Origin of the sequence: Pseudomonas sp. PvP001 (assembly GCF_040546375.1) — a bacterium.
GTDB lineage: Bacteria > Pseudomonadota > Gammaproteobacteria > Pseudomonadales > Pseudomonadaceae > Aquipseudomonas > Aquipseudomonas coleopterorum.
In genome coordinates this window covers 1,159,509-1,183,649 of sequence record NZ_JBEPNQ010000001.1, presented here as the reverse complement: position 1 = coordinate 1,183,649, position 24,141 = coordinate 1,159,509, and the positions used below count along the sequence as shown (strand labels likewise).

General features: G+C 63.6%; 21 protein-coding genes and 4 pseudogenes. 11 read left to right on the top strand and 14 right to left on the bottom strand.

Annotation, left to right across the window (positions count from 1 at the left end; genetic code table 11):
- Positions 1 to 77: 77 nt before the first annotated feature.
- The 9 genes and pseudogenes from ABMD26_RS05405 to ABMD26_RS05365 all read right to left on the bottom strand — a co-directional run bounded on the left by ABMD26_RS05405 (position 78) and on the right by ABMD26_RS05365 (position 10,174).
- Positions 78 to 1,697: a dipeptide ABC transporter ATP-binding protein gene (locus ABMD26_RS05405; RefSeq protein ID WP_354308497.1), complete on the bottom strand. Its 1,620-nt coding sequence runs from the start codon at positions 1,695 to 1,697 to the stop codon at positions 78 to 80.
- A complete protein-coding gene (locus tag ABMD26_RS05400) occupies positions 1,694 to 2,638 on the bottom strand; it encodes an ABC transporter permease (RefSeq protein WP_354308495.1) in 945 nt (314 codons plus the stop codon). The genes ABMD26_RS05405 and ABMD26_RS05400 overlap by 4 nt, the downstream gene beginning before the upstream one ends.
- Positions 2,639 to 2,658: 20 nt before the next feature.
- Positions 2,659 to 3,618, bottom strand: coding sequence for an ABC transporter permease (locus tag ABMD26_RS05395; protein WP_043187222.1), 960 nt, complete (start codon positions 3,616 to 3,618; stop codon positions 2,659 to 2,661).
- On the bottom strand, positions 3,615 to 5,267 hold the full coding sequence (locus tag ABMD26_RS05390; protein ID WP_354308493.1) for an ABC transporter substrate-binding protein: 1,653 nt from the start codon (positions 5,265 to 5,267) through the stop codon (positions 3,615 to 3,617). Before ABMD26_RS05390 ends, ABMD26_RS05395 begins: the two co-directional genes overlap by 4 nt.
- Before the next feature lie 152 nt (positions 5,268 to 5,419).
- Positions 5,420 to 6,202 carry an ABC transporter ATP-binding protein gene (locus tag ABMD26_RS05385; protein ID WP_134721595.1) on the bottom strand — a complete coding sequence of 261 codons (783 nt, stop codon included), beginning with the start codon at positions 6,200 to 6,202 and terminating at the stop codon, positions 5,420 to 5,422.
- Between the two features lie 5 nt (positions 6,203 to 6,207).
- Positions 6,208 to 6,981: pseudogene (locus tag ABMD26_RS05380) on the bottom strand (ABC transporter permease); the annotation flags it as partial.
- A gap of 64 nt (positions 6,982 to 7,045) precedes the next feature.
- Positions 7,046 to 7,840 carry a class II aldolase/adducin family protein gene (locus ABMD26_RS05375; protein WP_320498240.1) on the bottom strand — a complete coding sequence of 265 codons (795 nt, stop codon included), beginning with the start codon at positions 7,838 to 7,840 and terminating at the stop codon, positions 7,046 to 7,048.
- Between the two features lie 115 nt (positions 7,841 to 7,955).
- A complete protein-coding gene (locus ABMD26_RS05370) occupies positions 7,956 to 9,539 on the bottom strand; it encodes a rhodanese-related sulfurtransferase (RefSeq protein ID WP_354308490.1) in 1,584 nt (527 codons plus the stop codon).
- Entirely contained in the window at positions 9,536 to 10,174 is a 639-nt protein-coding gene (locus tag ABMD26_RS05365; RefSeq protein WP_122741609.1) for a cysteine dioxygenase family protein, read from the bottom strand. The genes ABMD26_RS05370 and ABMD26_RS05365 overlap by 4 nt, the downstream gene beginning before the upstream one ends.
- 94 nt (positions 10,175 to 10,268) lie before the next feature.
- Here ABMD26_RS05365 and ABMD26_RS05360 point away from each other — a divergent pair, with 94 nt between their 5' ends.
- The 4 genes from ABMD26_RS05360 (at position 10,269) to ABMD26_RS05345 (ending at position 13,152) form a co-directional block, all read left to right on the top strand.
- On the top strand, positions 10,269 to 11,162 hold the full coding sequence (locus ABMD26_RS05360; protein ID WP_056843338.1) for a LysR family transcriptional regulator: 894 nt from the start codon (positions 10,269 to 10,271) through the stop codon (positions 11,160 to 11,162).
- A 159-nt stretch (positions 11,163 to 11,321) separates the two neighbouring features.
- Positions 11,322 to 12,461: an acyl-CoA dehydrogenase family protein gene (locus tag ABMD26_RS05355; RefSeq protein ID WP_354308487.1), complete on the top strand. Its 1,140-nt coding sequence runs from the start codon at positions 11,322 to 11,324 to the stop codon at positions 12,459 to 12,461.
- An 89-nt stretch (positions 12,462 to 12,550) separates the two neighbouring features.
- Positions 12,551 to 12,850 carry a type II toxin-antitoxin system RelE/ParE family toxin gene (locus tag ABMD26_RS05350; RefSeq protein WP_056843336.1) on the top strand — a complete coding sequence of 100 codons (300 nt, stop codon included), beginning with the start codon at positions 12,551 to 12,553 and terminating at the stop codon, positions 12,848 to 12,850.
- Complete coding sequence (locus ABMD26_RS05345; protein ID WP_056843335.1) at positions 12,847 to 13,152, top strand: addiction module antidote protein; 306 nt, start codon at positions 12,847 to 12,849, stop codon at positions 13,150 to 13,152. The genes ABMD26_RS05350 and ABMD26_RS05345 overlap by 4 nt, the downstream gene beginning before the upstream one ends.
- Before the next feature lie 122 nt (positions 13,153 to 13,274).
- On the opposite strand, the gene ABMD26_RS05340 is transcribed toward ABMD26_RS05345, so the two are convergent.
- The 3 genes from ABMD26_RS05340 to ABMD26_RS05330 form a co-directional block, all read right to left on the bottom strand.
- The gene (locus tag ABMD26_RS05340; protein WP_354308484.1) at positions 13,275 to 14,240 is read right to left on the bottom strand and encodes an aliphatic sulfonate ABC transporter substrate-binding protein; all 966 of its coding nucleotides are present in this window, start codon (positions 14,238 to 14,240) and stop codon (positions 13,275 to 13,277) included.
- Between the two features lie 184 nt (positions 14,241 to 14,424).
- Positions 14,425 to 14,835 (bottom strand): PA2817 family protein, encoded by a 411-nt coding sequence (locus tag ABMD26_RS05335; RefSeq protein ID WP_122741612.1) that lies wholly within the window; start codon positions 14,833 to 14,835, stop codon positions 14,425 to 14,427.
- A gap of 72 nt (positions 14,836 to 14,907) precedes the next feature.
- A complete protein-coding gene (locus ABMD26_RS05330; protein WP_354308482.1) occupies positions 14,908 to 17,355 on the bottom strand; it encodes an acyl-CoA dehydrogenase in 2,448 nt (815 codons plus the stop codon).
- Between the two features lie 385 nt (positions 17,356 to 17,740).
- Here ABMD26_RS05330 and ABMD26_RS05325 point away from each other — a divergent pair.
- The 5 genes and pseudogenes from ABMD26_RS05325 to ABMD26_RS05305 all read left to right on the top strand — a co-directional run bounded on the left by ABMD26_RS05325 (position 17,741) and on the right by ABMD26_RS05305 (position 22,664).
- Positions 17,741 to 18,674, top strand: a pseudogene (locus tag ABMD26_RS05325) (ABC transporter ATP-binding protein).
- Positions 18,671 to 19,450, top strand: a complete 780-nt coding sequence (locus ABMD26_RS05320; RefSeq protein WP_049861482.1) for an ABC transporter permease — start codon at positions 18,671 to 18,673, stop codon at positions 19,448 to 19,450. Before ABMD26_RS05325 ends, ABMD26_RS05320 begins: the two are co-directional and overlap by 4 nt.
- A gap of 154 nt (positions 19,451 to 19,604) precedes the next feature.
- Positions 19,605 to 20,460: pseudogene (locus ABMD26_RS05315) on the top strand (glycine betaine ABC transporter substrate-binding protein).
- A gap of 236 nt (positions 20,461 to 20,696) precedes the next feature.
- Positions 20,697 to 21,008 carry a DUF485 domain-containing protein gene (locus ABMD26_RS05310; RefSeq protein ID WP_049861480.1) on the top strand — a complete coding sequence of 104 codons (312 nt, stop codon included), beginning with the start codon at positions 20,697 to 20,699 and terminating at the stop codon, positions 21,006 to 21,008.
- Positions 21,005 to 22,664, top strand: a pseudogene (locus ABMD26_RS05305) (cation acetate symporter). Before ABMD26_RS05310 ends, ABMD26_RS05305 begins: the two are co-directional and overlap by 4 nt.
- Positions 22,665 to 22,766: 102 nt before the next feature.
- Here the strand turns inward: ABMD26_RS05305 and ABMD26_RS05300 are convergent.
- Entirely contained in the window at positions 22,767 to 22,925 is a 159-nt protein-coding gene (locus ABMD26_RS05300; protein ID WP_090356827.1) for a DUF3309 family protein, read from the bottom strand.
- Positions 22,926 to 23,094: 169 nt separating this feature from the next.
- On the opposite strand from ABMD26_RS05300, the gene ABMD26_RS05295 reads away from it, so the two are divergent.
- Both ABMD26_RS05295 and csrA read left to right on the top strand, forming a co-directional pair.
- The gene (locus ABMD26_RS05295; RefSeq protein WP_354308479.1) at positions 23,095 to 23,427 is read left to right on the top strand and encodes a YnfA family protein; all 333 of its coding nucleotides are present in this window, start codon (positions 23,095 to 23,097) and stop codon (positions 23,425 to 23,427) included.
- 227 nt (positions 23,428 to 23,654) lie between these two features.
- Positions 23,655 to 23,852 (top strand): carbon storage regulator CsrA, encoded by a 198-nt coding sequence (gene csrA / locus ABMD26_RS05290; RefSeq protein WP_049861478.1) that lies wholly within the window; start codon positions 23,655 to 23,657, stop codon positions 23,850 to 23,852.
- A 3-nt stretch (positions 23,853 to 23,855) separates the two neighbouring features.
- Here csrA and ABMD26_RS05285 read toward each other — a convergent pair whose 3' ends face one another.
- Entirely contained in the window at positions 23,856 to 24,083 is a 228-nt protein-coding gene (locus ABMD26_RS05285; protein ID WP_043187253.1) for a YheU family protein, read from the bottom strand.
- Positions 24,084 to 24,141: the final 58 nt, after the last annotated feature.

The following is a 24,141-nucleotide window of genomic DNA, read 5'->3' as shown; positions in this document are numbered from 1 at the left end:
GGCCGCGAACGCAACGCCGCGGTCCACCAGAAACCGCGCGGTAGCAGGTTCGCGGCCGATGACCGCTCCTACGGGTTCTAGGCCAGGGCCCGTTGGCGCTTGCCGGGAACGGCGTCGAGCAGCGCTCGGGTGTAGGGGTTCGATGGCTGATCGAACAGCTGGGCGGTGGGGCCCTGGTCGACGATGCGGCCCTGGCGCATGACCAGCACGTCATCGGCCACGTTGGCGATCACCGCCAGATCGTGCGAAACGATCACATAGGCGATACCCAGCTCGCGTTGCAGTTCGTCCAGCAGGTCGAGAATCTGCCGTTGCACCGAAACATCCAGCGCCGACACCGGCTCGTCCAGCAGTACCAGATCGGGCTGCAACGCCAGCGCCCGGGCGATGGCCACGCGCTGGCGCTGACCGCCGGACAGTTCTCTGGGCAGGCGGTCGAGAAAATGCGCCGGCAAATGCACCCGTTCGATCAGCTCACGCGCGGCCCGATCCAGCGCCGCACCTTTGGCCAGGCCGAACGAGACCAGCGGCTCGACGATGCTGTCGAAGATCGACAGGCGTGGGTCCAGCGCGGCGAAGGGGTTCTGCTGAACCAATTGCATGCGCCGACGCAAGGGTCTGAATTGTCGCCAGCCTAAATCGGTCACGTCCTGATCGGCGAACTGAATGCGACCGCTGTCGGCTTTTTCCAGGCCCAGGGCGATCCGCAACGCCGTGCTCTTGCCCGAGCCCGATTCGCCGACGATGCCCAGGGTCTGCCCGGCGCAGACCTTGAAGCTCACATCGGCCAGCGCCTGGAAACGCTCGGCCTGGCCGCGTATGCGTGGCAGGCGGTAATGCTTGTTCACCGCCGTCAGGGAAAGCAGGGGTGTCTGCCCCGACGCGGAAGCCGGGCGCGGTGCGCGGGGCTCGGCGAACGCCGGCGCGGCGGCGATCAGCGCGCGGGTATACGGCTGTCTCGGGCTGGCCAGCACTTGGTGCGGCGTGCCCTGTTCGACCAACGCGCCGGCCTTCATCACCAGCACGCGGTCGGCTCGGTCGGCAGCCACGCCCAGGTCGTGCGTGATGATCAGCAGGGAAATGCCACGCTCGCGTACCAGCCCTTCGAGATGGTCGAGGATGCGCCGCTGCACGGTGACGTCCAGGGCGCTGGTGGGTTCATCGGCGATGATCAGGCGCGGGTTGCCGGCCAGGGCGATGGCGATCAGCACCCGTTGGCGCATGCCGCCGGACAACTCATGGGGGTACTGCCGAGCGCGCAGTTGCGGGTTGTCCAGACCCACCTGGGCCAGCAGTTCGCTGACGTCGGCGTCCACCCCTTTGTAGCGCGCACCCTTGGCCAGCACCAAGGCTTCGGCGATCTGGCGGCCGATGCGCTGGGTCGGATTGAGGCTGACCATCGGGTCCTGCGGCACCAGGCCGATGGTGCGGCCGCGCAACTGGCGTTTGGTCCTTTCGCTGGCCTGGCTCAGGTCCTGACCGGCCACCAACAGGCGCCCGGCGGTGACCACGGCGCTGTCCGGCAGCAAGCCAAGAATGGCGTTGGCGATGGTGGTCTTGCCCGAGCCGGATTCGCCGACGATGGCCAGGGTCTCGCCTTGCATCAGGCTGAATGATACATCGGTCACCGCTTGTGTCTGTTCCGGCCCGTGACGGTAGGCGATGCTCAGGTCGTGCACTTCAATGAGCGGATTCATCGCTTGATCTCTTCGAGGGTGCGGGCCAGGTGGTTGAGGCTGAACACCACTGCCACGACGAACACGCCCGGCAACAGCGCCACCCATGGCGCGGTGATCAGAAAGTGCCGCCCGGTGGCGATCAGCGTGCCCCATTCCGGCGCCGGGGGTGCGGCGCCGAAACCGAGGAAGCTGAGCCCGGCGGTGGCCAGGATGGCCGCGCCGAAATCCAGGGTGGCGAGTACCGCGACCGGGCCCCAGGCGTTGGGCAGGATGTGCCGCCACAAGGTCTGCAGCCAGCTCGCGCCGCCCAGTCGTGCAGCCTCGACATAGGGCAGGGTCTTGACCCGCAGCACTTCGGCGCGGGTGGTGCGGGCAAAGCCGGGGATGATCCCCACGCCCACGGCGAGGGCCACCGGCAAGGTGCCGAAGCCGATGGCGGTGACGATGGCCAAGGCCAGGAGCAAGCCGGGCAGGGCCAGCAGCACGTCGATCACGCGCATGATCACCGCGTCCACGCGGCCACCGGCGAACCCTGACAGCACGCCCAGGGTCAGGCCTCCGAGCAGGGCCAGGCCGACGGCCAGTAGCGCAGCCTGGATCGACAGGCTGGCACCGTGTATCACCCGGGTGTAGAGATCGCGGCCCAACTCGTCGGTGCCGAACCAATGGGTCGCGTTCGGCGCGGTGAGTTTGGCCAGCGGCGCGGTGGCATTGGGGTCGAAGCCGCTGAGCGCGCCCGGTGCCACGGCGGCGAGCAAGGCGAAGGCGACCACCAGAGCAGCCAGCAAGAAGCCAGGTCGGCGTGACAAGGGGCGTGAGGCCGCGAGCAGACGCACCCAGCGACTGCGCCGCCGCCACGTGGGCAGGACCGCTGTCGGTGGCGGCGCGTAGACCGTCGCAGCAGGCGCGGCCGGGATGAAGCGCTGGTCGAGATCACGCACGGCATTGGATGAAGGCATGAGCGAAGTCCTTGGCTGGCCTAGGCCGCTGTGGGCGCGGCAGGCGCGTGAGTGATACGGGGGTCGAAGATCGGGTAGAGCAGGTCCACCAGCAGATTCACCACCACGAAGGCGGCGGCCGAGATCGCGACGATGGCCAGCACCACCGGGATGTCCTGGCGCAGCACCGCTTCCTGGGCCAAGCGACCGACGCCGTTGCGGCTGAAGATGGTTTCCACCAGCACCGCGCCGGACACGGTATTGCCGACCTGCAGGCCGAACAGCGTGAGGATGGGCAGTGCAGCGTTCTTCAGACCGTGGCGGTACTGCACCTGGGCGCGGCTGAGGCCCTTGGCGTAGGCGGTGGTGATGTAGGGCTCGCGAGCCACGTGCTGAAATCCGCGTTGCAGCACCTGGGCATACACCGCCGCGCTGGGAATCGCCAGGGTGATGGCCGGCAGCACCAGGCTGTCCAGGCCTTGGCTGCCGGTGGCGGGGAACCAGCCGAGACCGAAGGCGAACACCTGGATCAGCAGCAGGCCCAGCCAGAACACCGGCACCGAGAAGCCCAGCGAGGGCAGGCGTGCCATGGCCGATTGCAGCGGCTGCCAACGTACGTAGGCGGTCAGGTAGGCCAAGCCGACGCCGCCGATCAGCGACAGCACGATGGCTGAACCGGCCAGGGTCAGGGTTTGGGGCAGGCGCTCGGCCAGCAACGCGGTCACGGGCCGGTTGAGTGACAGCGACTGGCCGAAGTCACCCTGCAGGGCCTGCCAGAGCAGGTGCCCGTACTGCTCGAACAGACCGCGGTCCAGCCCGTAGTAGGCGCGCGCCTTGGCCAGGTCCGCAGGTGACAGCGCATCGACCTCGATGCCCGACGCGCTGAGCATGATCGACAGCGTATCCCCCGGCAGCAGGTAGAGGATGAAGTAGGTGATGGTATAGGCGCCCCACAGCACCAGCAGCGCCTGGCCGACACGGCCCAGCAGGTAACGGTTCATGGCGTGCCGACCTCGATGTCACCGAGGAAGGCGAAGCCCTCGGCGGTCCAGTGGAAGTTCTTCACCCGCGCGGCGGTGGCGGCCTGCCAGACCCGCTCGTAGATCGGAAAGGCCGAAGCTTCGTCCACCAGCAGGTCTTGCAGGTCACCATAGGCTTTGGCGCGCTGCTCGGTCTGGGTAGCGGTGATGCCGGCATCGAACAGGGCGGTCGCGCGGTTGAGTGTGGCCGGTTCGTAGGTGTTGGTGGCCAGGGTCGAGCTGTTGGCGCTGCGCGGATCGAGAATGGTCTGCAGGATGATCGGGTCGGCACGGGTCATGTAGGTGGACGTCAGGTCGTAGTTGCCCTGGGCGTTGGCCGCCGTCCATTCGGCGCGGGTCACCACGTTGAGTTTGAGGTCGATGCCCACTTTGCGCAGTTGGTCCTGCACCAGCACATCACCGGCCGTTTCGCTGCCGTTGATGTTGTAGGCCAGGCTCAGGCGTTTGCCGTCCTTGTGCCGATAGCCGTCGGCAGCCGGCACCCAGCCCGCTTCATCGAGCAGGCGTGCGGCATCGGCGGCATCGTAGGCCAGCTTGTCGCCCTGGGCCTTGAAGTACGGCGTGGTGCTGTCGTAGACCCCGGTCACCACCGGGAAATCGGCGTTGTACACGGTGCTGGCGTAGCTCTTGCGGTCGATGGCCTTGAGCAGTGCCTGACGGACCTTCTTGTCGGCCAGCACGCGGCCGTTGCGGGTGTTGGGGTAGAGGTTCAGAGCCGGACCCGGCAAGGCACGGCTCTGGATGGTCGCGCCCTTGCTCTGGTACAGCTTGAGGTCGACCTCCGAGAAGGGGTTGCGCGGCCACAGCACATCGACCTTGCCTTGCAGGAACAGGCCATTGCGCACGCTTTCCTCGGCGATGTAGCTGATGTCCACTGCATCGAGATGGGCATCGGCCTTGTTCTTCATGTTCGCCGACGCCCAGTGGTAGCCCGTACGACGGGTCAGGCGGGCGCCGCTCTCCGGGGTGTAGTGCTCCAGCACGAAAGGCCCGGTGCCGATGATCTGGCCCAGGGAGCGCTGCTTGGCGGTCAACTGGTAGGACGCCGGGGCGAGAATCGCCAGGTTGGTGGTGGAGGTCGCCTGCAGGAAGCCGGCGTTGGGTCGCGACAGCACCAGTTTGACGGTGAAGTCGTCCAGCACTTCGGCGTGGTCGTAGCCGGCCAGGTAGGTGGCGCCGAAGGTGGCCGGCAGTTCCCGGGCGAAGGCCTTGTCGCTGTCGAACGCCGTCTTGACCGCGTGCGCGTCGAAGCGCTCGCCGTTGCTGAAGGTGACGTCGTCACGCAGGTGAAAGGTGTAGCTCAGGGCGTCGTCGCTGATGTTCCAGCTTTTCGCCAGCCAGGGAATGATCTTGCCGCTGTCGGGGTCCTGATCGGTCAGGGATTCGGCGACGTTGCGCAACAGCACGCGGTGTTCGAGCCAGTAGACCTGGAACGGGTCGACGCTGACCAGGGTGGTGTTGTCGCCGAAGAAGGCGATCTTCAGGGTCTTGTCGGCCTGCTCGGGGGCCGAGGGCGAGCAGCCCACAAGCGTTGCGAGCAGTACGCCGAGCGCCAGCAGGCGGGGGCGTTGGGGTGGGTTCGAAGCCGATGAGGGGGTTGGGTGGGGCATGGGTGAGGGTCCTTTGTAGTGCTGTGATCGGCTTGGGTTTGGGGGTGGCGGCCTTCGCGGGCAGAGCCCCGCTCCCACAGGGAGTGCAGCAGACCTTCGGGCACCACCAACCCTGTGGGAGCGGGCTCTGCCCGCGAAGGGCTCACCCCGATTCAGGTCGCGAGCGCTCGTGGTCTGCTCGCCAGCGGCAAGGGCCCATCGGCCACCTGAGGCGGGCCAGCGTCCACGCCCAGCAGTCCGAGCAGGCGACGGCGAATGGCATTGAAGGCAGGGGTGCCTTTTTCCCGTGGGCGATCCAGGCCGATGGGCAAGGCCTCGGCAATGCGTCCCTGCTTGAGCACGATGATGCGATCGGCCAGCAGGATCGCTTCTTCCACGTCGTGGGTGACGAGCAACACTGCCGGTCCGTGGGCGCGCCACAGGTCGATGATCAGTTGATGCATGCGAATGCGGGTCAATGCGTCGAGGGCCGCGAAGGGTTCGTCCAGCAACAGCAGACGAGGCTCGCGCACCAGGCTGCGGGCCAGTGCCACGCGCTGGGCTTCCCCGCCGGACAAGGTGCCGGGAAACGCATCGAGCCGATGCGCCAGACCCACTTCGGTCAGGGCCTTGACCGCCCGCTCGCGAGCCTGCGGGTCGCGCACGCCGAGGGTGACGTTCTTCCACACCCGTTTCCACGGCATCAGGCGTGGTTCCTGAAACACTGCCGAGCGCGCCGCAGGCACCAGCAGGCGGCCGCCTTCGATCGGATCGAGCCCGGCCAGCGAGCGCAGCAGGGTGGTCTTGCCCGAGCCGCTGGCGCCCAGCAGGGCAACGAACTCGCCGGGCGCGATGTCCAGGTCCAGGCCGTCGATGACACGATTGGCGCCGAACTGGCGCACCACGTTCTGCAGGCTGACGGCGGGTTGGGGGTGCAGCGCGGTGTGTGCGGTCATGGAAATCAGCTCTTCACGAAGGAGGGGCGCCAGGCCAGGGCATAGTGCTCCAGGGCGCGGATGATGCCGTCGATCACCAGCCCCAGCAGGCTGTACACCAGCAGGCAGATGACGATGATGTCGGTGCGCATGAAGTCGCGCGCGTCGCTGGCCAGAAAGCCGATGCCGGAGGTCGCGTTGATCTGCTCGACGAACACCAGCGCCAGCCAGGAAATCGCCAGCGAATAGCGCAGGCCGACGAAGAACGACGGCAATGCGCCGGGCAATATCACGTGCCAGACCAGTTCGCGGCGGTTCAGCCCCAGGGTATTGCCGGCTTCGATCAGCTTGGGGTCGATGCTGCGGATACCGGCGAACAGGTTCAGGTACACCGGAAAGGTGGTGCCCATGACGATGAGCGCGACCTTTGTGAATTCGCCGATGCCGAACCAGAGGATGAACAGCGGCACCAGTGCCAGTGACGGCACGGTGCGCAGCATCTGCATGGGCGAGTCGAGCAGCACTTCGCCGCGCCGCGACAGCCCGGTGAACAGCGCGGCGACGGTGCCGATGACGACTCCGATGGCTAGCCCCGACACCGCGCGTTGCAGGGAGATCAACAGGTGCATGGGCAGTTCGCCGCTGACCGTCAGGGCCCAGAAGGTCACCGCGATGCTCGACGGTGCGGCAATGATGCGTGGCGGAATCAGCCCGGCCCGGGAGGCCAGCTCCCACAGCACCAGGATCGCCAGCGGGCTCAGCAGCCTGAGCACGAAGCCTGGCACGCGCAGGCCGCGGCGGGGCGCACTGGGGGTGATTTCCAGCATCTGCAGAGGCGCCTGTGCAACCGGCTGGAGGGCGATTTCAGGTCGCATAGTCTTGGCCCTCGCGGTCCAGCTGACGGATCAAGGCGTCCCAGTGCAGCTGGATCTTGGGGTTGTCGCCGCTGGCGGCACTGGCGGACTGCTGGTGCACCTTGTCGATGGCCGCCTGCGGCGCCAGCAACAGGTCGGCATTGCCGCCGGCCTGGGCGGCGATCTGGATGTTGCAGGCCCGCTCCAGGCCATGCAGTTCGCGGAAGGCGTGCTCCACGCTGACGCCACCGGTCAGCAGACCGTGGTTGCGCAGGATCAGGATGTTGCTGTCGCCCAGGTTGTGGACCAGGCGCGCCTGTTCGTCGAGGTCCAGGGCAATGCCTTCATAGCCGTGGTAGGCCACGCGGCTGTAGTAGAGCAGGGCGTGCTGGGACAGCGGCAGCAGGCCGTTGCGTTGCGCCGACACGGCGGCGCCGTCGCGGGTGTGGGTGTGCAACACGGCCTTGAGGTCGGGACGCGCGCGGTGAATGGCGCTGTGGATCACGTAGCCGGCGTGGTTAATGCCCAGGCCCAGGGGGTCGTCGATCAGTTCACCGTCGATGTCGACCTTGACCAGATTGGATGCCGTGATTTCATCGAACAGCAAGCCGAAGGCGTTGATCAGGAAGTGCTCCTGATCGCCCGGTACCCGCGCCGAGAAGTGCGTGTAGATATGGTCGGTCCAACGCAGTTGTGCGGCCAGGCGATAGGCGGCTGCGAGCTTGACGCGCACCTCCCATTCCTGGGGCGTGACACGCTGGCGCAGCGTGGGCGTGGAATCGTGCAGAACGGACAACGAAGTCATTCGGGGCTCTCCTGAAAAACGTGCAGACCGGCGGCGACGGCGCTGAGGCGCGATCGCCGCTCGGTCCGGTTTCATCAGGTCCCGAGCAGCCAGTGAGGTAAGGGGTGTGGCGCGGTCAGATCACCTTGAAGCCGTGGGTCCCGTCCTTGGCCAGTTGCTCGACCAGACCGAACTCCCAGTCCAGATAGCCTTGCATGGCCTCGCGGGGGTTGTCGGTGCCCTCGTAGGGGCGGCGGTAGCGATCGCTGCGAGGCACCGCCAGATGGTGCTCGCCTTGCTCCACCGGCAGGCCTGCGGCCACCCAGGCGGCATTGCCGCCTTCGAGGAGGAAGACGGGCTTGCCGGTCAAGGCTTGCAGGTCGGCTACGGCGAAGCGCGCCAGCAGACCGCTGCCGCAGGTCACCACGTAGCGCTCGGCCACCGGCACGTTCTCCAGGGCCTGGGGCAGTTGCGCGCGCAGTGCCCAGTGGGCGCCGGCGATGTGGCGCTGCACATGGTTGGCGCTGGTGGTGAAGTCAAACACCTGAGTGTCGCCCTCGCTCTGCCACTGGGCGAGTGTCGCCGGGCTGACCGTCGGCGCCTCGGGCAGGGTTGGCAACGGTGCCTGCCATGCGCCGGTGGCGGTGAAGTCGCTGGATTGCGCATCGTCCAGCACGGACACGTCCCAGCCCATCTGGGCCAGCCACGACGCACTCATGTTGGCGCGCACACCGTCGTCGTCGACCAGCACCAGGCGCGCGCCGCGCACACTGGCGAAGTGATCGGTTTCCTGCACCAGCTGACCGCCGGGCGTGGAGCGAGCCGCAGGCAAATGCCCGGTCGCGTATTCTTCCGGGGTGCGCACGTCGAACACATAGGTGGTGCGTCCCTGTTCGGCCTGCCAGTTGCCTAGTGTCGCCAGCGTCGTCCGTTGCACGCCGGCCTTGTCTGCCACTGCGCGTGCCGACTGTGCCGCGGTGGCGCGGGTGTGTTCGTCGACTTCACCGAAACGACGTTGCTGGCCGTGCTCCAGGGCCTGACCGGCCAGCGTCCAGCCGATGGTGCCGTTGCGTAGCGCCGCCACCGGGTTGGGAATTCCGGCGTTGACCAGTGACTGGGTGCCGATGATGCTGCGGGTGCGCCCGGCGCAGTTGACGATCACCTGGGTCTGCGGGTTCGGCGCCAGTTCGCGGATGCGCAGCACCAGTTCGGCGCCCGGCACGCTGATGCCGCCGGGGATGCTCATGGTCTGGTATTCATCGAAACGGCGCGCGTCGACCACCACCACGTTCGCCTGACGGTCGAGCAGCGCCTTGACCTCCTCTGCCGCCAGCGAGGGTGTGTGGCGACGGCTTTCCACCAGTTCACCGAACGCTTTGCTCGGCACGTTGACGTCGCGAAACAATTCCCCACCCGCCTCGCGCCAGCCAGCCAGACCGTTTTCCAGCAGGGCCACATCGGTATAGCCCAGCGCCTGCAAGCGTTGCGCCGCCAACTGGGCAAGCTCTTCGCCATCGTCGTAGACAGTGATCGCGGTATCCCGACGCGGTACGCGGGCGTAGATGTCCAGTTCCAGGCGCGACAGGGGAATGTTGGCGGCGAACAGCGGATGCGCCTCGGCAAAGGGCGCTTCCTCGCGCACATCGATCAGGGCCAGCTCCTGCTGGTCCAGCAATGCCTGGCGAATCGCGGAGTAGGGGCGTACGGCAATCTTGGTCATGCGGGCGATCTCTCTTTGAACGAGCTTTCGGTGGACGCAGGCTCTTTGGACAGGTCCCAGAAATTGGGGATGCCGGCATTGGAATAGCCGGAGATGAAGGGTTTCTCTTCGCCGCTCTCGCTGTACACGGCGCGCTGCACGGCGCCGATGTTGGCGCCGTAGACATGGATGCTGATGGAGACACGGTCGTCGAAGGCATTGCTGACCTGATGGATATCGCCGACGCTGGGCGAGACCGCCTCGACCTGACCCGGACCCAGACGGACAGGCGCACCGTCGGGTGCCAGGCGGCCATCGGCCGTACGGCTGAAGCCCTGAGAGAATTCGGCGCCGCGCAACATGCCGATCAGGCCCCACACGCGATGGTCATGGATCGGTGTGCGTTGCCCCGGGCCCCAGATGAAGCTCACCACGGAAAAGCGCTGGCGCGCATCGGCGTGCAGCAGGAATTGCTGGTAGCGTTGCGGATCCGGCTGCGCAGCGATTTCCGGCAGCCAGTCGTCATGGCTGACCAGTCGTTGCAGCAACACCGCGCCGTGCTCCAGCACCTCTGGCTCGCTGGACGTGCGCTCGAGCAGCTCGGCCAGGTCGCCGACGAACTGGCGAAAACGGTCATAGCGCAGGGGATGAGTCATTTCAGTAGCCCTCGAACAGATTCGTTATTACCCTAGCAAAGGGGTTAAGCTTCCCGAAATTCAATTTGTTCATAAGCTAATATGCGAAAAGCGAATGAAGATAGATGACATCCAAGCGTTTCTGGCCGTCGTGCGATTGCAATCGTTGAGCGTTGCCGCCGAATCCTTGCAATTGACTCAGTCCGCCATCACCCGGCGTCTGCAGAGTCTCGAAGAGTCACTGGGGGCGATCCTCCTCGATCGCCACACCAAGCCCATGAAACCCACGGCCATCGGCCTGCGTGTGTACGAACGCTGCCAAGGCGTGATGCGCGAGATCGATTCGTTGCATGAGTTGGTGGCCGAAGATGCAGCGCCTTCCGGCACCCTGCGCCTCGGCGTGCCGCAGACCGTGGGCGACGCGGTGCTGCTCGATGCCCTGCAAGCCTTGAAGCAGCGCTTCGCGGATCTGCAGGTGCAGGTTGCACACGGGTGGGGTGGCCAGTTGGTCCAGCGTATCCAGCACCGGGAGCTGGACGCCGCTGCGGCGCTGTTCCCGGCCGGCAAGGTGTTCCCCGAAGGCGTGGTGGGGCATTCATTGGCGCGCATGCCGCTGCTGGTGGTCGGCGCCAAGGGCCTGGACCTCGGCAAACGCTGCAAGCTCGCCGATTGCCAGAGTACCGGATGGGTTTTGAACCCCGACGGCTGCGGCTTCCGCGCCGGCCTTTCGCACGCCTTGGCCGAACAGGGCCTGAGCCTGAAACTCAATCTGGAGATTTTCGGTACCGATTTGCAGCTGGGTCTGGCGGCCAGTGGCATGGGCCTGGGGCTGGTCCCGGCACCGCTGTTGCAGCACAGCCGACACCGCGATCAACTGCAGGTGCTACAGATCTCGGATTTCAAACCCATGGTCGACCTGTGGCTGGTGCACGCCGCCTTCGTCGGCAATCTTCAGGGTGCGATTCGCGTGTTCGGGGAAACCGTGGCCCACGGCATGAACACGGACTGAGGGTTTTCATCGCTCGGTTTTCGCATATTAGGATATGACTAAATTGAATTTTACTCATGTCATGACGGATGGTTAGATGGGCGCAAATCAACGGCCGCGCGTCGGTGAGTCGCGCTGCCGCCGGCCTGCCGTTGTTCAACGGCGCGACAGAGTTTGCCCATGACCCCACTTGACCCCATCGCCCTTGCCGCGCTGACTCAGCGAATGGCCCTGCACGCCGAGCGCTACGACCGCAGCGGCGAGTTTCCCCATAACAACATCGAGCACCTGCACAGCCTGGGCCTGCTGGCCCTGACCGTGCCCACGGCCTATGGCGGCGGTGGGGCCGACCTGGCCACAGCGCAGAAAGTGGTAGCGGCCGTGGCCAAGGGCGAGCCGGCCACGGCGCTGATTCTGGTCATGCAGTATCTGCAGCAGGCTCGCCTGCATCAAAGCGAGCGCTGGCCCAAGGCCTGGCAGCAACGCCTGGCTCTGGAGGCCGTGGAAACCGGAGCATTGATCAATTCTCTGCGGGTCGAGCCCGAACTCGGCACCCCGGCGCGCGGCGGTTTGCCCAACACCGTGGCGCGGCGAACCGCCGAGGGCTGGCGACTCACGGGTCGCAAGATCTACTCCACGGGCAGCCACGGCCTGACCTGGCTGCTGGTGTGGGCACGCAGTGACGACGATGATCCGCTGGTGGGCTCATGGCTGGTGCGCAGGGACACGCCCGGCGTCAGCATCGAAGACACCTGGGACCACCTGGGGATGCGTGCCACCTGCAGCCACGACGTGGTCTTCGACGACGTGCTGGTGCCCCTCGACCAGGCGGTCAGCGTAAGCCCGGCCAGCGCGCCGCAGCCGGAGCTCGACGCCGAAGGCCTGCGCTGGATGGCGGTGCTGATGTCCAGCGTCTACGATGGCGTGGCCCAGGCCGCGCGGGACTCGTTCATCGACTGGTTGCAGCATCGTGTGCCGGCCAACCTCGGTGCCGCCCTGGCGACGTTGCCGCGCTTTCAGGAGCGGGTCGGCGAGATCGACAGCCTGCTGCTGGCCAACCAGGCCTTGCTGCAATCGTCCGCCGAAGGCCGCCTGCCCGCCGAACGCTGGCCGGCCATCAAGTACCTGGTCTGCAACCACGCCATCCGCGCCGTGACCCTGGCCATCGAAGCCGGCGGCAACCCCGCGCTTGATCGCCGCAACGCGCTGGAGCGGCACTACCGCAACGTGCTCTGCGCACGCATTCATACGCCTCAGGATGACAGTGCACTGGTTGCGATCGGGCGGCAGGCGCTGTTGGCGTTTGAAGAGAGAAGGTAAGGGGGCACGAGTCTACGAGGAATGACTCATCCACTGGCGCCCTGGTAGATCCGGTTGTTTAGCCGTGATTTATAAAATACAATCCAGCTATGATTGAAATCAAGCAAACTGCCACTTACATGACCTGGGAGAGCAAGCTGAAAGATCAGCGAGCAAAAGCTGCAATTGCCGCTCGTATCTTCAGGTTGGCAAATGGTCTGCCCGGCGACGTTTCACCCGTCGGCCAGGGAGTCAGCGAGCTACGAATTCACTATGGCCCAGGGTATCGGATTTATTTCCAGCAGCGCGGGAATGAAATCGTCATCCTGCTATGTGGTGGAGACAAGAGCAGTCAGACAAAAGACATTGAGACTGCAAAACGCCTGGCGAATGAGTGGAGGCCACAATGAGCGAGCCAATTTATGACTACGATCCCGCACAGGCGCTCGACGGCCCAGAGGCGATAGCGGTATTCATGGCAGACGCCTTCGACACTGGAGATGCTGCCTACATAGCCAAGGCCATGGGTGTTGTTGCTCGTGCGAAAGGAATGACCGAACTGGCAAAGGAAACAGGTCTGGCCAGAGAACAGCTTTACAAATCTTTCAGTGAACGTGGAAATCCCACACTGAAAACCATGCTGACAGTGATGCGGGCGCTGGGAGTCGATTTGACTGCCAGAGCGCATGTGCAATCAGAAACGCCCGGCTGAAGAAATTTCAGGCGGGCAGAGCGCCGGCCATGCAAAACGGCCCGTCGAACAGTCGGATCTAGCACGGTGGCCGGGGGCTCGAATAGAGGTCGTTGACTTGTGACCCTTCCGGACATAAACCGCTAACTGCCCGGCGCCCACACCTCCACGTTCACTGCATCGATCCGCTTGGGAATCAGCTTCTCGTCGTGGAAGGCGTCGGCGATCTTCTGCTGTTCCGCCAGCCCGTCACGGGTCACCGGCTGCACGTCGTAGCTGCGGCGGGCGTTGGCTTGCTGCACCACGGTTGGGTCCAGGTTGCCCCACAATGGGCCCAGTATCGCGGCCGCTTCGGCAGGGTGCGCCTTGACCCATTTGCCGGTTTCGGCCAGATCATCGAATACGGTTTTCAGAATGGCCGGGTTGGCCTCGGCGTAGGGTGTGCCGGCTAGGTAATAACGCTTGTACGCCGCCAGGCCTTCGCTGCCGGCCAGCACGCGCGTGGGTTGATGTTGCTGCGCGGCGCTGAGGAAGGGTTCCCACGCCACCCAGGCATCCACTTTCTGGTTTTCGAAGGCCGCCCGGCCGTCGGCGATGGACAGGTAGGCAGGCTGGATGTCGGTGAATTTCAGATCGGCTTTGCGCAAGGCGGCCAGCAGCAGGTAATGGGCGCCAGCCGCCTTGGTGACCGCCACGGTATGGCCTTTGAGATCGGTCAGTGCCTTGAGTGGCGAGTCCTGCCGAACCAGGATCGCCTGGGCCTGCGGCGAGGCCGACTCGGATGCGTAATAAGTAAGCTTGCCCCCGGCGGCCTGAGCGAACACCGGCACCGTATCGGCGACGTCGGCGGACAGGTCGACGTTGCCGACGTTGAGCGCTTCGAGCAGCGGTTGGCCGCTGGCGAATTCATGCCAGCTGACGCGCACGCCTCGATCGGCCAGTTGTTTCTCCAACGTGCCTTGCTGCTTGAGCAGCACCATCAGGGTCGATGATTTCTGGTAGCCGATGCGCAGCTGCGTTTCGGCGTGGGCCGCGACGCTGAAGGACAAGCCGAGCGCAACGCTGAGGCTTGCGGCGAGCAGGTGTCGTGGGGTGAAGAGGGTGGACATGATGTGAGTCTCGTCTTCGACGCATCCGCTGGGCGCGGTCGGCTCGAAGAGAACAGGGGAGGGCATGCCCGGTGATCCGGTGAGGCGACTATAGAAGAACGACAAGGGGGAGGGTAATGGCGTTTGGTTATCAGCTTATGCAGACAGCACTTCGCCGTCATTGCGACGGCGAAGTGAAGCACGGTCAATGATGGCTTTGCGGCCCCGACATCGCCATCAACTGCTTCTCCTGATTCCAGTCGAAGGGCTCGTCGTTCTCTTCGGCATCGAAGCGGCGTTCTTCCAGTGCTTGATACAGCTCGATCTCTTCATCGGGCATGTAGTGCAGGCAGTCACCGGCGAAGAACCACAGCAGGTCGCGTGGCACCAGATGGGCGATCTGCGGATAGCGGGTGATGACCTGACACAGGATGTCCTGGCCCAGGTACTGGCTTTCCACGGGGTCGACCGGCAGCTGCGCGCGCAGTTCATCGAAGCGTTCGAGGAACAACGCGTGGCTTTCCTCGGGTACCTGCTCCGCCTCGCCCAGCGCCACGAGGATGCCGCGCAAGTGGTCCAGCAGGACAAGGTGGTGTTCGAGATGGGCAGTGGCCATGGTGGGGTCCTCTTGAGCGAAACGGGCGCGGGAGTATAAAGCTCCACGCGCCCGCTGTCTTATTGCAGATCCTCAGCGGACCGTGCCGGCGGTGGGCAGCAGTTCATCCTTGCTGAAGTCGTCGACATCGATCACCTTGCGCCGCGCCGCTTCGGCCTGGTGCAGCGTCTGCGCCTCGCCCGGTTGCAGGACGCCAGCCTCGAGCGCCGCATCGATCAGCGATTGCCCGGGCGTGGCGCTGAACTGGCGCGCCTTGTGGGCCTGTTGCAGCTTCTTGTGCAACGGCTGGCTGTCACGCAGCAGATCGAAAGCAACCTGCAGCGCGCCGACCGGATCGTCCGCGCCTTGTGGGCGGTAACAGCCGGCCAGCAGCTCTTCCAGTGCCGGGTCGCCCTTGTGGCGACCGGTGATCGCGGCCACTTCGGCTTCCAGCTTGTCGGACGGACCGGTGTGACGGCGACCGAACGGGAACACCACGCCGCGCAACAGGCAACCGAGCAGTTTGCTGGGGAAGTTCTTGAGGATCGCGTCCAGGGCATGTTCGGCCTTGCCCAGACTTTCTTCCATGGCCCAGCGCAGCAGTGGCTCCAGGTATTCGGGCGAGTTCTGGTCGTGATAACGCTTGAGCGCCGCCGAACTCAGGTACAGGTAGCTGAGCACATCGCCCAGCCGCGCCGAGAGGCGTTCGCGACGCTTCAATTCGCCACCGAGCAGCATCATGCTCAAGTCCGCCAGCAGGGCAAAGGCGGCAGCCTGTCGGTTCAACGCCCGGAAATACCCTTGGGCCAGACGGTCACCCGGTGCCTGCTCGAAATGCCCGAATCCCAGGTTAAGAATGAAGGTGCTGGCCGCGTTGCTCACGGCAAACCCGATGTGCTTGAGCAGCAGGGCATCGAATTCCAGCAGCGCTTGGCTTTGGTCTTCGCGTGCGGCCAAGGCCATTTCCTTGAGCACGAACGGATGGCAGCGGATGGCGCCCTGACCGAAGATCATCAGGTTGCGCGAGAGGATGTTCGCGCCTTCCACAGTGATGAAGATCGGTGCGCCTTGCCAATTGCGACCCAGGTAGTTGTTGGGCCCCATGATGATGCCTTTGCCGCCGTGGACGTCCATTGCGTGGGTGATGCAGTCGCGACCGCGCTCGGTCAGGTGGTACTTGAGAATGGCCGACAGCACCGAGGGCTTTTCTCCCAGGTCCACGGCGTTGGCCGTCAACATGCGCGCGCTGTCCATCAGCCAGGCGTTGCCACCGATGCGTGCCAGAGATTCCTGAATGCCTTCGAACGCCGCCAGCGGCACGTTGAACTGCTCGCGCACCTGGGCGTACTGACCGGTCACCAGGCTGGTGTACTTGGCAGCGCCGGTGCCGACCGCTGGCAACGAGATCGAACGGCCCACCGACAGGCAGTTCATGAGCATCATCCAGCCTTTGCCGAGCATGGGCTGACCGCCAATCAGGTAGTCGAGGGGGATGAACACGTCCTTGCCCGAGTTCGGCCCGTTCATGAACGCGGCGCCCAGCGGCAAATGGCGACGACCGATCTCGACGCCGGGCGTATCGGTCGGAATCAGCGCCAGGCTGATGCCCAGGTTTTCCTTGTCGCCCAGCAGGTGCTCCGGGTCGTGGGCCTTGAAGGCCAAGCCAAGCAATGTGGCGACGGGGCCGAGGGTGATGTAGCGCTTTTCCCAGGTCAGGCGGATGCCGATGACTTCTTCGCCTTGCCACTGGCCTTTGCAGATGACGCCGACGTCGGGCATTGCCCCCGCATCCGAACCGGCCAGGGGCCCGGTCAGGGCGAAGCAGGGGATGTCGTCGCCACGGGCCAGGCGTGGCAGGTAGTGGTTGCGTTGCTCGTCCGTGCCGTAGTGCAGCAGCAGTTCGGCAGGGCCCAGGGAGTTCGGCACCATGACCGTGGAGGCCAGGTCGCCGCTGCGGGTGGCCAGTTTCATCGCCACCTGGGAGTGGGCATAGGCGGAAAAACCCTTGCCTCCATATTCCTTGGGAATGATCAGGGCGAAAAAGCCGTGTTCTTTGATATGCGTCCAGGCCGCTGGCGGAAGGTCCATGTCCTGGCCGATCTGCCAGTCACTGACCATGGCGCAGAGCTGCTCGGTCGGGCCGTCGATGAACGCCTGTTCTTCTGCACTCAGCTGGACCTTGGGGTAGGCCAGCAACGTGTTCCAGTCAGGCCGGCCGCTGAACAATTCGCCGTCCCACCAGACCGTGCCGGCGTCGATGGCGTCGCGCTCGGTGTCGGACATCGGCGGCAGGGTCTTCTTGAACCAGCGGAACAAGGGCGCGGTGAACCACTTGCGGCGCGCCTCTGGCAATAGCAGGGGCAGGGCGCTGGCGAGCAGCAGCAGCCAGAACACCGCCAGCAGCCAGCCGGACGCGCGACTGGCCGCGCCCATGACCAGCAGGAAGACGGCGAAGATGCCCATGGCAGGCAACGCGGGAATGCGGCGGTGAGCCAGCCAGGCGATGCCGACCACGAGGGCGACGATCCACAACAACAGCATAGTGTTTTCTCCGTGAAAGCCAGGTGGGACGAACCACCTGCGGACGCCGTCGAGAGAACGACGGCACACGGAAAAAACGGTGGCCAGGCACGTAGCTTCGGTGTGGGACAGATCCAGGTCTTGCCTGGATAGTGACCGTTGCGGGGTAGGGGAGTTCGCACAGCGCATGGCGGTGGGCAGTTGCCCGGAACGTTCGCCAGCGGTTGTGGCCCTACCTCAATGGGCAGACGCGACACGCGTGAGACTGATGTCCACTATCGACAACGGTCACTTTACGACAGCGGAGACGGCGCCCATCATGGCGTCCGTTCACACACATCTGGTTGCAAATCATCGCAGTCGCCCTCACTTCATCACCATTCTCAACACGGCGTATAGACCCCTTATGAGTTCTGCTCTGTCCATTCGACAGTTGACCAAAACCTACGGCAACGGGTTTCAGGCCCTCAGTGGCATCGATCTCGACGTAGCGGAAGGCGACTTCTTCGCACTGCTGGGCCCCAACGGCGCAGGTAAATCGACCACCATCGGCATCCTTTCCACCCTGGTCAACAAGACCAGCGGTACGGTCAACATCTTCGGCAACGACCTGGACCGCCAGCCGGCCGCGCTCAAGCGCAGCATCGGCGTGGTGCCTCAGGAGTTCAACTTCAACCAGTTCGAGAAGACCTTCGACATCGTCGTGACCCAGGCGGGCTACTACGGCATTCCAGCCAAGGTCGCCAAGGAGCGCGCCGAGCAGTACCTGACCCAACTGGGGCTATGGGACAAGCGCGATACGCCGTCGCGATCGTTGTCCGGGGGCATGAAGCGGCGCCTGATGATCGCGCGGGCGCTGATCCATGAGCCGCGCCTGCTGATTCTCGACGAGCCCACCGCGGGCGTGGACATCGAACTGCGCCGCTCGATGTGGAGCTTTCTCACCGAGCTCAACGAGAAAGGCATCACCATCATCCTCACCACCCATTACCTGGAAGAAGCCGAACAGCTGTGCCGCAACATCGGCATCATCGACCACGGCACCATCGTCCAGAATACCAGCATGCGCGATCTGCTCGGCACCCTGCACGTGGAGACCTTCCTGCTCGATCTGGGGCAACCGCTCAAGGCTGCGCCGCAGTTGCAAGGCTACCCCTGCACGCTGGTCAATCCGCAGACCCTGGAAGTGCAGGTCGACAAGGAGATCGGCATCACCTCGCTGTTCGGCCAGTTGGCATTGCTGAACATTCCGGTGCTGAGCCTGCGCAACAAGACCAATCGCCTGGAGGAGCTGTTCGTGTCCCTGGTGGAGAGAAAATCTGAGGAAGGTTGCGGTATGAGTTCCGAATTTCAGGCCAACATGGTCGCCCTGCAGACCATCATCTACCGCGAAGTGCGCCGCTTCACGCGGATCTGGCCGCAGACGCTGCTGCCCCCGGCCATCACGATGGTGCTGTACTTCGTCATCTTCGGCAATTTGATCGGCAAGCAGATCGGCGGCATGGGTGGCTTCAGCTACATGGAGTACATCGTGCCGGGGCTGATCATGATGTCGGTGATCACCAACTCCTACGGCAACGTGGTTTCGAGTTTCTTCGGCGCCAAGTTCCAGCGTTCCATCGAGGAGCTGATGGTGTCACCGCTGTCGCCGCACACCATTCTGGTGGGCTATGTGGCGGGCGGTGTGCTGCGCGGCCTGATGGTGGGGATCATCGTTACCGTGCTGTCGCTGTTCTTCACTGATCTGCAGGTGCATCACTTGGGTATCACCGTGCTGGTGGTGCTGCTGACGGCCACGATTTTCTCGATGCTCGGCTTCATCAACGCGGTGTTCGCGCGCAACTTCGATGACATCTCCATCGTGCCGACCTTCGTGCTCACGCCGTTGACCTACCTGGGCGGGGTGTTCTATTCCATCAGCCTGCTGCCGCCGTTCTGGCAGACGGTGTCGCTGGCCAACCCGGTGCTGCACATGGTCAATGCTTTCCGTTACGGCATCCTCGGCGTTTCGGATATCAGCATCGGCGTGGCGGTGGCGTTCATGCTGGTGGCCACGGTGGTGCTGTACTTCGCCTGCGTGAAGCTGCTGGTCAGCGGCCGTGGCATGCGCAGCTGAGTTCCCCCGGCCGGACCGCAAGGCCCGGCCATGTCGTTTCTCGACGGTTCAAGGTCGTAGGTGGAGCATGATCATCGACGCGTGAAGTCGATGATCAGTACGCCAACATTTGCCGTGCGGCATTCGTCGCGCGCAGCCTTATCGGGGAAGCAGAATGAGCATGAAGAAAGTTCTCGGAGCCAGTGCTGCTCTGGTTCTGGCCATGGGCTGCAGCTGGGCCAGTGCTGCCGCCAAGGAAGTCACCATCGGCTACGTCGATGGTTGGTCGGACAGCGTCGCCACCACCCATGTCGCCGCCGAAGTCATCAAGCAGAAGCTGGGTTACGACGTGAAGCTGCAGGCGGTTGCCACCGGCATCATGTGGCAGGGCGTGGCCACCGGCAAACTCGATGCGATGCTGTCGGCCTGGCTACCGGTAACCCACGGCGAATACTGGAGCAAGAACCAGGACAAGGTGGTCGACTACGGCCCCAACTTCAAGGATGCCAAGATCGGCCTGATCGTGCCCGAATACGTCAAGGCCAAGAGCATCGAAGACCTCAAGACCGACGACACCTTCAAGAACCGCATCGTCGGTATCGACGCCGGCGCGGGCGTGATGCTCAAGACCGAACAGGCGATCAAGGATTACGGTCTGTCCGGCTACAAGCTGCAGGCCAGCTCGGGTGCAGGCATGATTGCGGAACTGACTCGCGCCGGAAAACGCCCAGCAGTCCATTGCCGTGACCGGCTGGGTTCCGCACTGGATGTTCGCCAAGTGGAAACTGCGCTTCCTGGAAGATCCGAAGGGCGTTTACGGCGCGGCGGAAACCGTCAACAGCATCGGCAGCAAGGGTCTGGACAAGAAGGCGCCAGAGGTCGCAGCTTTCCTGAAGAAATTCCAGTGGTCGTCCAAGGACGAGATCGGCGAAGTGATGCTGGCCATCCAGGACGGCGCCAAGCCTGACGCCGCCGCCAAGGACTGGGTCGCCAAGCACCCGGACCGTGTGGCCGAGTGGACCGCCAAGTAACCCCTCCCTGTAGGAGCGATCATCGGCCGCGAATCAGGCACTGTGTTATATAGGGTCAACCGCGGTGCGGCCTTCGCGGTCACTGACCGCTCCTACGTTGAACCATGAAAGGTCGCCTCAGGGCGACCTTTTTGCGTCTGCGAGCCCCGATCTACTACTAAGGTCGTCTGGAGTGCGCCCCAGAGCAGCCTAAAGTGGAATACGTTCTATCCATCTATGCTGCGAGGACAAAAACAATGAACGACAGCATTTACCTCTCGATTCAAAACAGCCCGCGTTTCAAGGAGCTGGTGAGAAAGAGGGAGAAGTTTGCCTGGATACTTTCGGCGATCATGCTCGGACTGTATTCGGCCTTCATCCTGTTGATCGCCTATGGCCCCCACATTCTGGGCGCCAAGCTCAGTCCGGGATCGTCGATCACCTGGGGCATCCCCATCGGTGTCGGGCTCATCCTTTCCGCCTTCGTGTTGACCGCCATCTACGTCAAGCGCGCCAACGGCGAGTTCGACGACCTCAATCGTCTGATCCTGCAGGAGGCCAAGCAATGATGCGGCGTCTATTGGCAACAATGGGCGCACTCGCCCTGGCCCCAAGCGTGATGGCTGCCGAGGCGCTGACCGGCGCGGTGCAGAAGCAGCCCCTCAACGTCTCGGCGATCGTCATGTTCGTGCTGTTCGTGGGTGCCACGCGTGTGCATCACCTACTGGGCGTCCAAGCGCAACAAGTCGGCGGCGGACTACTACGCGGCAGGCGGCAAGATCACCGGTTTCCAGAACGGCCTGGCGATCGCTGGCGACTACATGTCGGCGGCATCCTTCCTGGGCATTTCCGCGCTGGTGTTCACCTCCGGCTACGATGGCCTGATCTACTCCATCGGCTTCCTGGTGGGCTGGCCGATCATCCTGTTCCTGATCGCCGAGCGCTTGCGCAACCTGGGCAAGTACACCTTCGCCGACGTTGCGTCCTATCGTTTGAAACAGAAGGAAATCCGCACCTTGTCGGCCTGTGGTTCGCTGGTGGTAGTAGCGTTCTACCTGATCGCGCAGATGGTCGGTGCCGGCAAGCTGATCCAGCTGCTGTTCGGCCTCGACTATGCCGTGGCAGTGGTGCTGGTGGGCATCCTGATGTGCCTGTACGTACTGTTCGGCGGCATGCTGGCGACCACCTGGGTGCAGATCATCAAGGCGGTACTGCTGTTGTCCGGCGCGTCCTTCATGGCCCTGATGGTGATGAAGCACGTCAACTTCGACTTCAACATGCTGTTCTCCGAAGCGGTCAGGGTACACGCCAAGGGTGAGGCCATCATGAGCCCGGGCGGGCTGGTGAAAGATCCGATCTCGGCGTTCTCGCTGGGCCTGGCGTTGATGTTCGGTACTGCCGGCCTGCCGCACATCCTCATGCGCTTCTTCACCGTGTCCGATGCCAAGGAAGCCCGCAAGTCGGTGCTGTACGCGACCGGTTTCATCGGCTACTTCTACATCCTCACCTTCATCATCGGTTTCGGCGCGATCCTGCTGGTCAGCACCAATCCGGCGTTCAAGGATGCCGCTGGCGCCTTGCTCGGCGGTAACAACATGGCCGCGGTGCACCTGGCCGATGCCGTGGGTGGCAGCATCTTCCTGGGCTTCATCTCGGCTGTAGCGTTCGCCACCATTCTGGCGGTCGTTGCCGGCCTGACCCTGGCCGGTGCTTCGGCGGTGTCCCACGACCTGTACGCCAGCGTCATCAAGAAGGGCAAGACCAACGACAAGGACGAGATCCGCGTTTCCAAGATCACCACCGTCTGCCTCGGTGTCCTGGCGATCGGCCTTGGTATCGCGTTCGAAAGCCAGAACATCGCCTTCATGGTGGGCCTGGCGTTCTCGATCGCGGCCAGCTGCAACTTCCCGGTGCTGCTGCTCTCCATGTACTGGAAGAAGCTGACCACCCGTGGCGCCATGATCGGCGGCTGGATGGGCCTGATCAGCGCGGTGACGCTGATGATCCTCGGCCCGACCATCTGGGTGCAGATCCTGCACCACGACAAGCCGATCTACCCCTACGAGTACCCAGCGTTGTTCTCGATGGCGATCGCCTTCGTGGGTATCTGGTTCTTCTCGATCACCGACAAGTCGGCAGCCGCCGACGAAGAGCGCGCACTGTTCTACCCGCAGTTCGTACGCTCGCAGACCGGTCTGGGTTCCAGCGGCGCAGTCTCGCACTGATACCCGCACCCATTGCCACGCAAAAAAAATCCGATGCCCGCAAGGGCATCGGATTTTTCCATTCCTGGCGCGCTGCCCCTGAAGGCCCGCGCACCGGCAACGCTATATCTTGCCGAGCAATACCAGAATCAGCAGGATGATCAGTACGGTACCGATGATACCCGACGGACCGTAGCCCCAACTTCTGGAGTGCGGGAATACTGGCAATCCGCCAATCAACAACAGAATCAGAACGATGATCAGTATGGTGCCCATGGCGATTTCCTTATGTGGACAGTGAGATGATTCGTCAGTAAAGCCAGGCAGCGCTCGACTGCTTAATAGGTCGGACTGTGGCGCGTCATAAAAAGTCCCAAAGATTAAAAAATGTTTCTGCGATGAATGACCGCTGTCGTATGCTGGCGCTCTGATATTTAGCTGGATGCCCCAGATGCTCAACTATTGCTGGTTTCTACTGGCCGCGCTTTTCGAGATCGCCGGCTGCTACGCCTTTTACCTCTGGCTACGGCTGGATAGAAGCGCGTGGTGGGCAGTGGCCGGGCTGTTGAGCCTGACCTGTTTCGCACTGGTGCTCACCCGGGTCGAAGCAGCCTATGCCGGACGTGCCTATGCGGCCTACGGCGGCCTCTACATCGTCGCGTCGCTGGGATGGTTGGCAGTGGTCGAAAAGGTGCGCCCGCAGATGTTCGACTGGATGGGCGCATCGCTCTGCGTGCTGGGCGCGAGCCTTATCCTGTGGGGACCAAGATTGCAACAGGCCTAGACCTGTCGAGGGTTTGAAAGTATGTAAATATCCATACAAGATGATTGGAAGTGTATGGATTGGTACAACTTACTGATGCCTCAGCCCTGACCAATACGAATAAGTACGAAATATCTGACAGGGAATTTACTAACTTTCGTAGGCTTAAACTGTATTCCTCTGCTTGTCTTGTGGTGCGCGAAAACACAGTCCACCCTCAATAGGCATTCATTTGAGGGAACAAAGCCATGCTGGTATTGACGCGACATGTGGGCGAACTCATCTCCATCGGCGATGACGTGTGGATCAAGGTACTGGACGTGCGCGGCAACACCGTACGCTTCGGCATTCAGGCACCCAAGGACGTGGAGGTGCACCGTGCCGAGGTCTATCGACGAATCCAGGAGAAACACGGCAAACACGCCAAGCAGGTGCCTGTGGTGTAGGTCTCAGTCGAACAGCTCGGGCGCTATGTCGTGCTTGAGCATGAGCGTGCACTGCTGGCTTTCCGGGTCGAATACGATGAACGCCTGTTTCTTGCCCAGCGCATGACGCACGCGTTCGACGCGGGTCTGCAGCGGCGTTTCGTCGCCGTTGTCGGTCCCGTCCCGGGTCACGAAGTCTTCGATCAGGCGGGTCAGGGTGTCAGCTTCGAGATGGTCGTAGGGAATCAGCATGTTCGGTGCTCGCAGGATAGGCGCTCAGTGTAACAGTGCCGCGCCGCCCGTTGTCCGA

Bases quoted from the DNA above. Each gene is read 5' to 3' on its own strand.
- ABMD26_RS05370 (WP_354308490.1), bottom strand. From the start codon at position 9,539: ATGACCAAGATTGCCGTACGCCCCTACTCCGCGATTCGCCAGGCATTG.
- ABMD26_RS05285 (WP_043187253.1), bottom strand. From the start codon at position 24,083: ATGCTGATTCCCTACGACCATCTCGAAGCTGACACCCTGACCCGCCTG.
- ABMD26_RS05335 (WP_122741612.1), bottom strand. From the start codon at position 14,835: ATGGCCACTGCCCATCTCGAACACCACCTTGTCCTGCTGGACCACTTG.
- ABMD26_RS05385 (WP_134721595.1), bottom strand. From the start codon at position 6,202: ATGACCGCACACACCGCGCTGCACCCCCAACCCGCCGTCAGCCTGCAG.
- ABMD26_RS05310 (WP_049861480.1), top strand. From the start codon at position 20,697: ATGAACGACAGCATTTACCTCTCGATTCAAAACAGCCCGCGTTTCAAG.
- ABMD26_RS05375 (WP_320498240.1), bottom strand. From the start codon at position 7,840: ATGACTTCGTTGTCCGTTCTGCACGATTCCACGCCCACGCTGCGCCAG.
- csrA (WP_049861478.1), top strand. From the start codon at position 23,655: ATGCTGGTATTGACGCGACATGTGGGCGAACTCATCTCCATCGGCGAT.
- ABMD26_RS05340 (WP_354308484.1), bottom strand. From the start codon at position 14,240: ATGTCCACCCTCTTCACCCCACGACACCTGCTCGCCGCAAGCCTCAGC.
- ABMD26_RS05400 (WP_354308495.1), bottom strand. From the start codon at position 2,638: ATGCCTTCATCCAATGCCGTGCGTGATCTCGACCAGCGCTTCATCCCG.
- ABMD26_RS05395 (WP_043187222.1), bottom strand. From the start codon at position 3,618: ATGAACCGTTACCTGCTGGGCCGTGTCGGCCAGGCGCTGCTGGTGCTG.
- ABMD26_RS05365 (WP_122741609.1), bottom strand. From the start codon at position 10,174: ATGACTCATCCCCTGCGCTATGACCGTTTTCGCCAGTTCGTCGGCGAC.
- ABMD26_RS05350 (WP_056843336.1), top strand. From the start codon at position 12,551: ATGATTGAAATCAAGCAAACTGCCACTTACATGACCTGGGAGAGCAAG.
- ABMD26_RS05390 (WP_354308493.1), bottom strand. From the start codon at position 5,267: ATGCCCCACCCAACCCCCTCATCGGCTTCGAACCCACCCCAACGCCCC.
- ABMD26_RS05320 (WP_049861482.1), top strand. From the start codon at position 18,671: ATGAGTTCCGAATTTCAGGCCAACATGGTCGCCCTGCAGACCATCATC.
- ABMD26_RS05360 (WP_056843338.1), top strand. From the start codon at position 10,269: ATGAAGATAGATGACATCCAAGCGTTTCTGGCCGTCGTGCGATTGCAA.
- ABMD26_RS05295 (WP_354308479.1), top strand. From the start codon at position 23,095: ATGCTCAACTATTGCTGGTTTCTACTGGCCGCGCTTTTCGAGATCGCC.
- ABMD26_RS05345 (WP_056843335.1), top strand. From the start codon at position 12,847: ATGAGCGAGCCAATTTATGACTACGATCCCGCACAGGCGCTCGACGGC.
- ABMD26_RS05330 (WP_354308482.1), bottom strand. From the start codon at position 17,355: ATGCTGTTGTTGTGGATCGTCGCCCTCGTGGTCGGCATCGCCTGGCTG.
- ABMD26_RS05405 (WP_354308497.1), bottom strand. From the start codon at position 1,697: ATGAATCCGCTCATTGAAGTGCACGACCTGAGCATCGCCTACCGTCAC.
- ABMD26_RS05355 (WP_354308487.1), top strand. From the start codon at position 11,322: ATGACCCCACTTGACCCCATCGCCCTTGCCGCGCTGACTCAGCGAATG.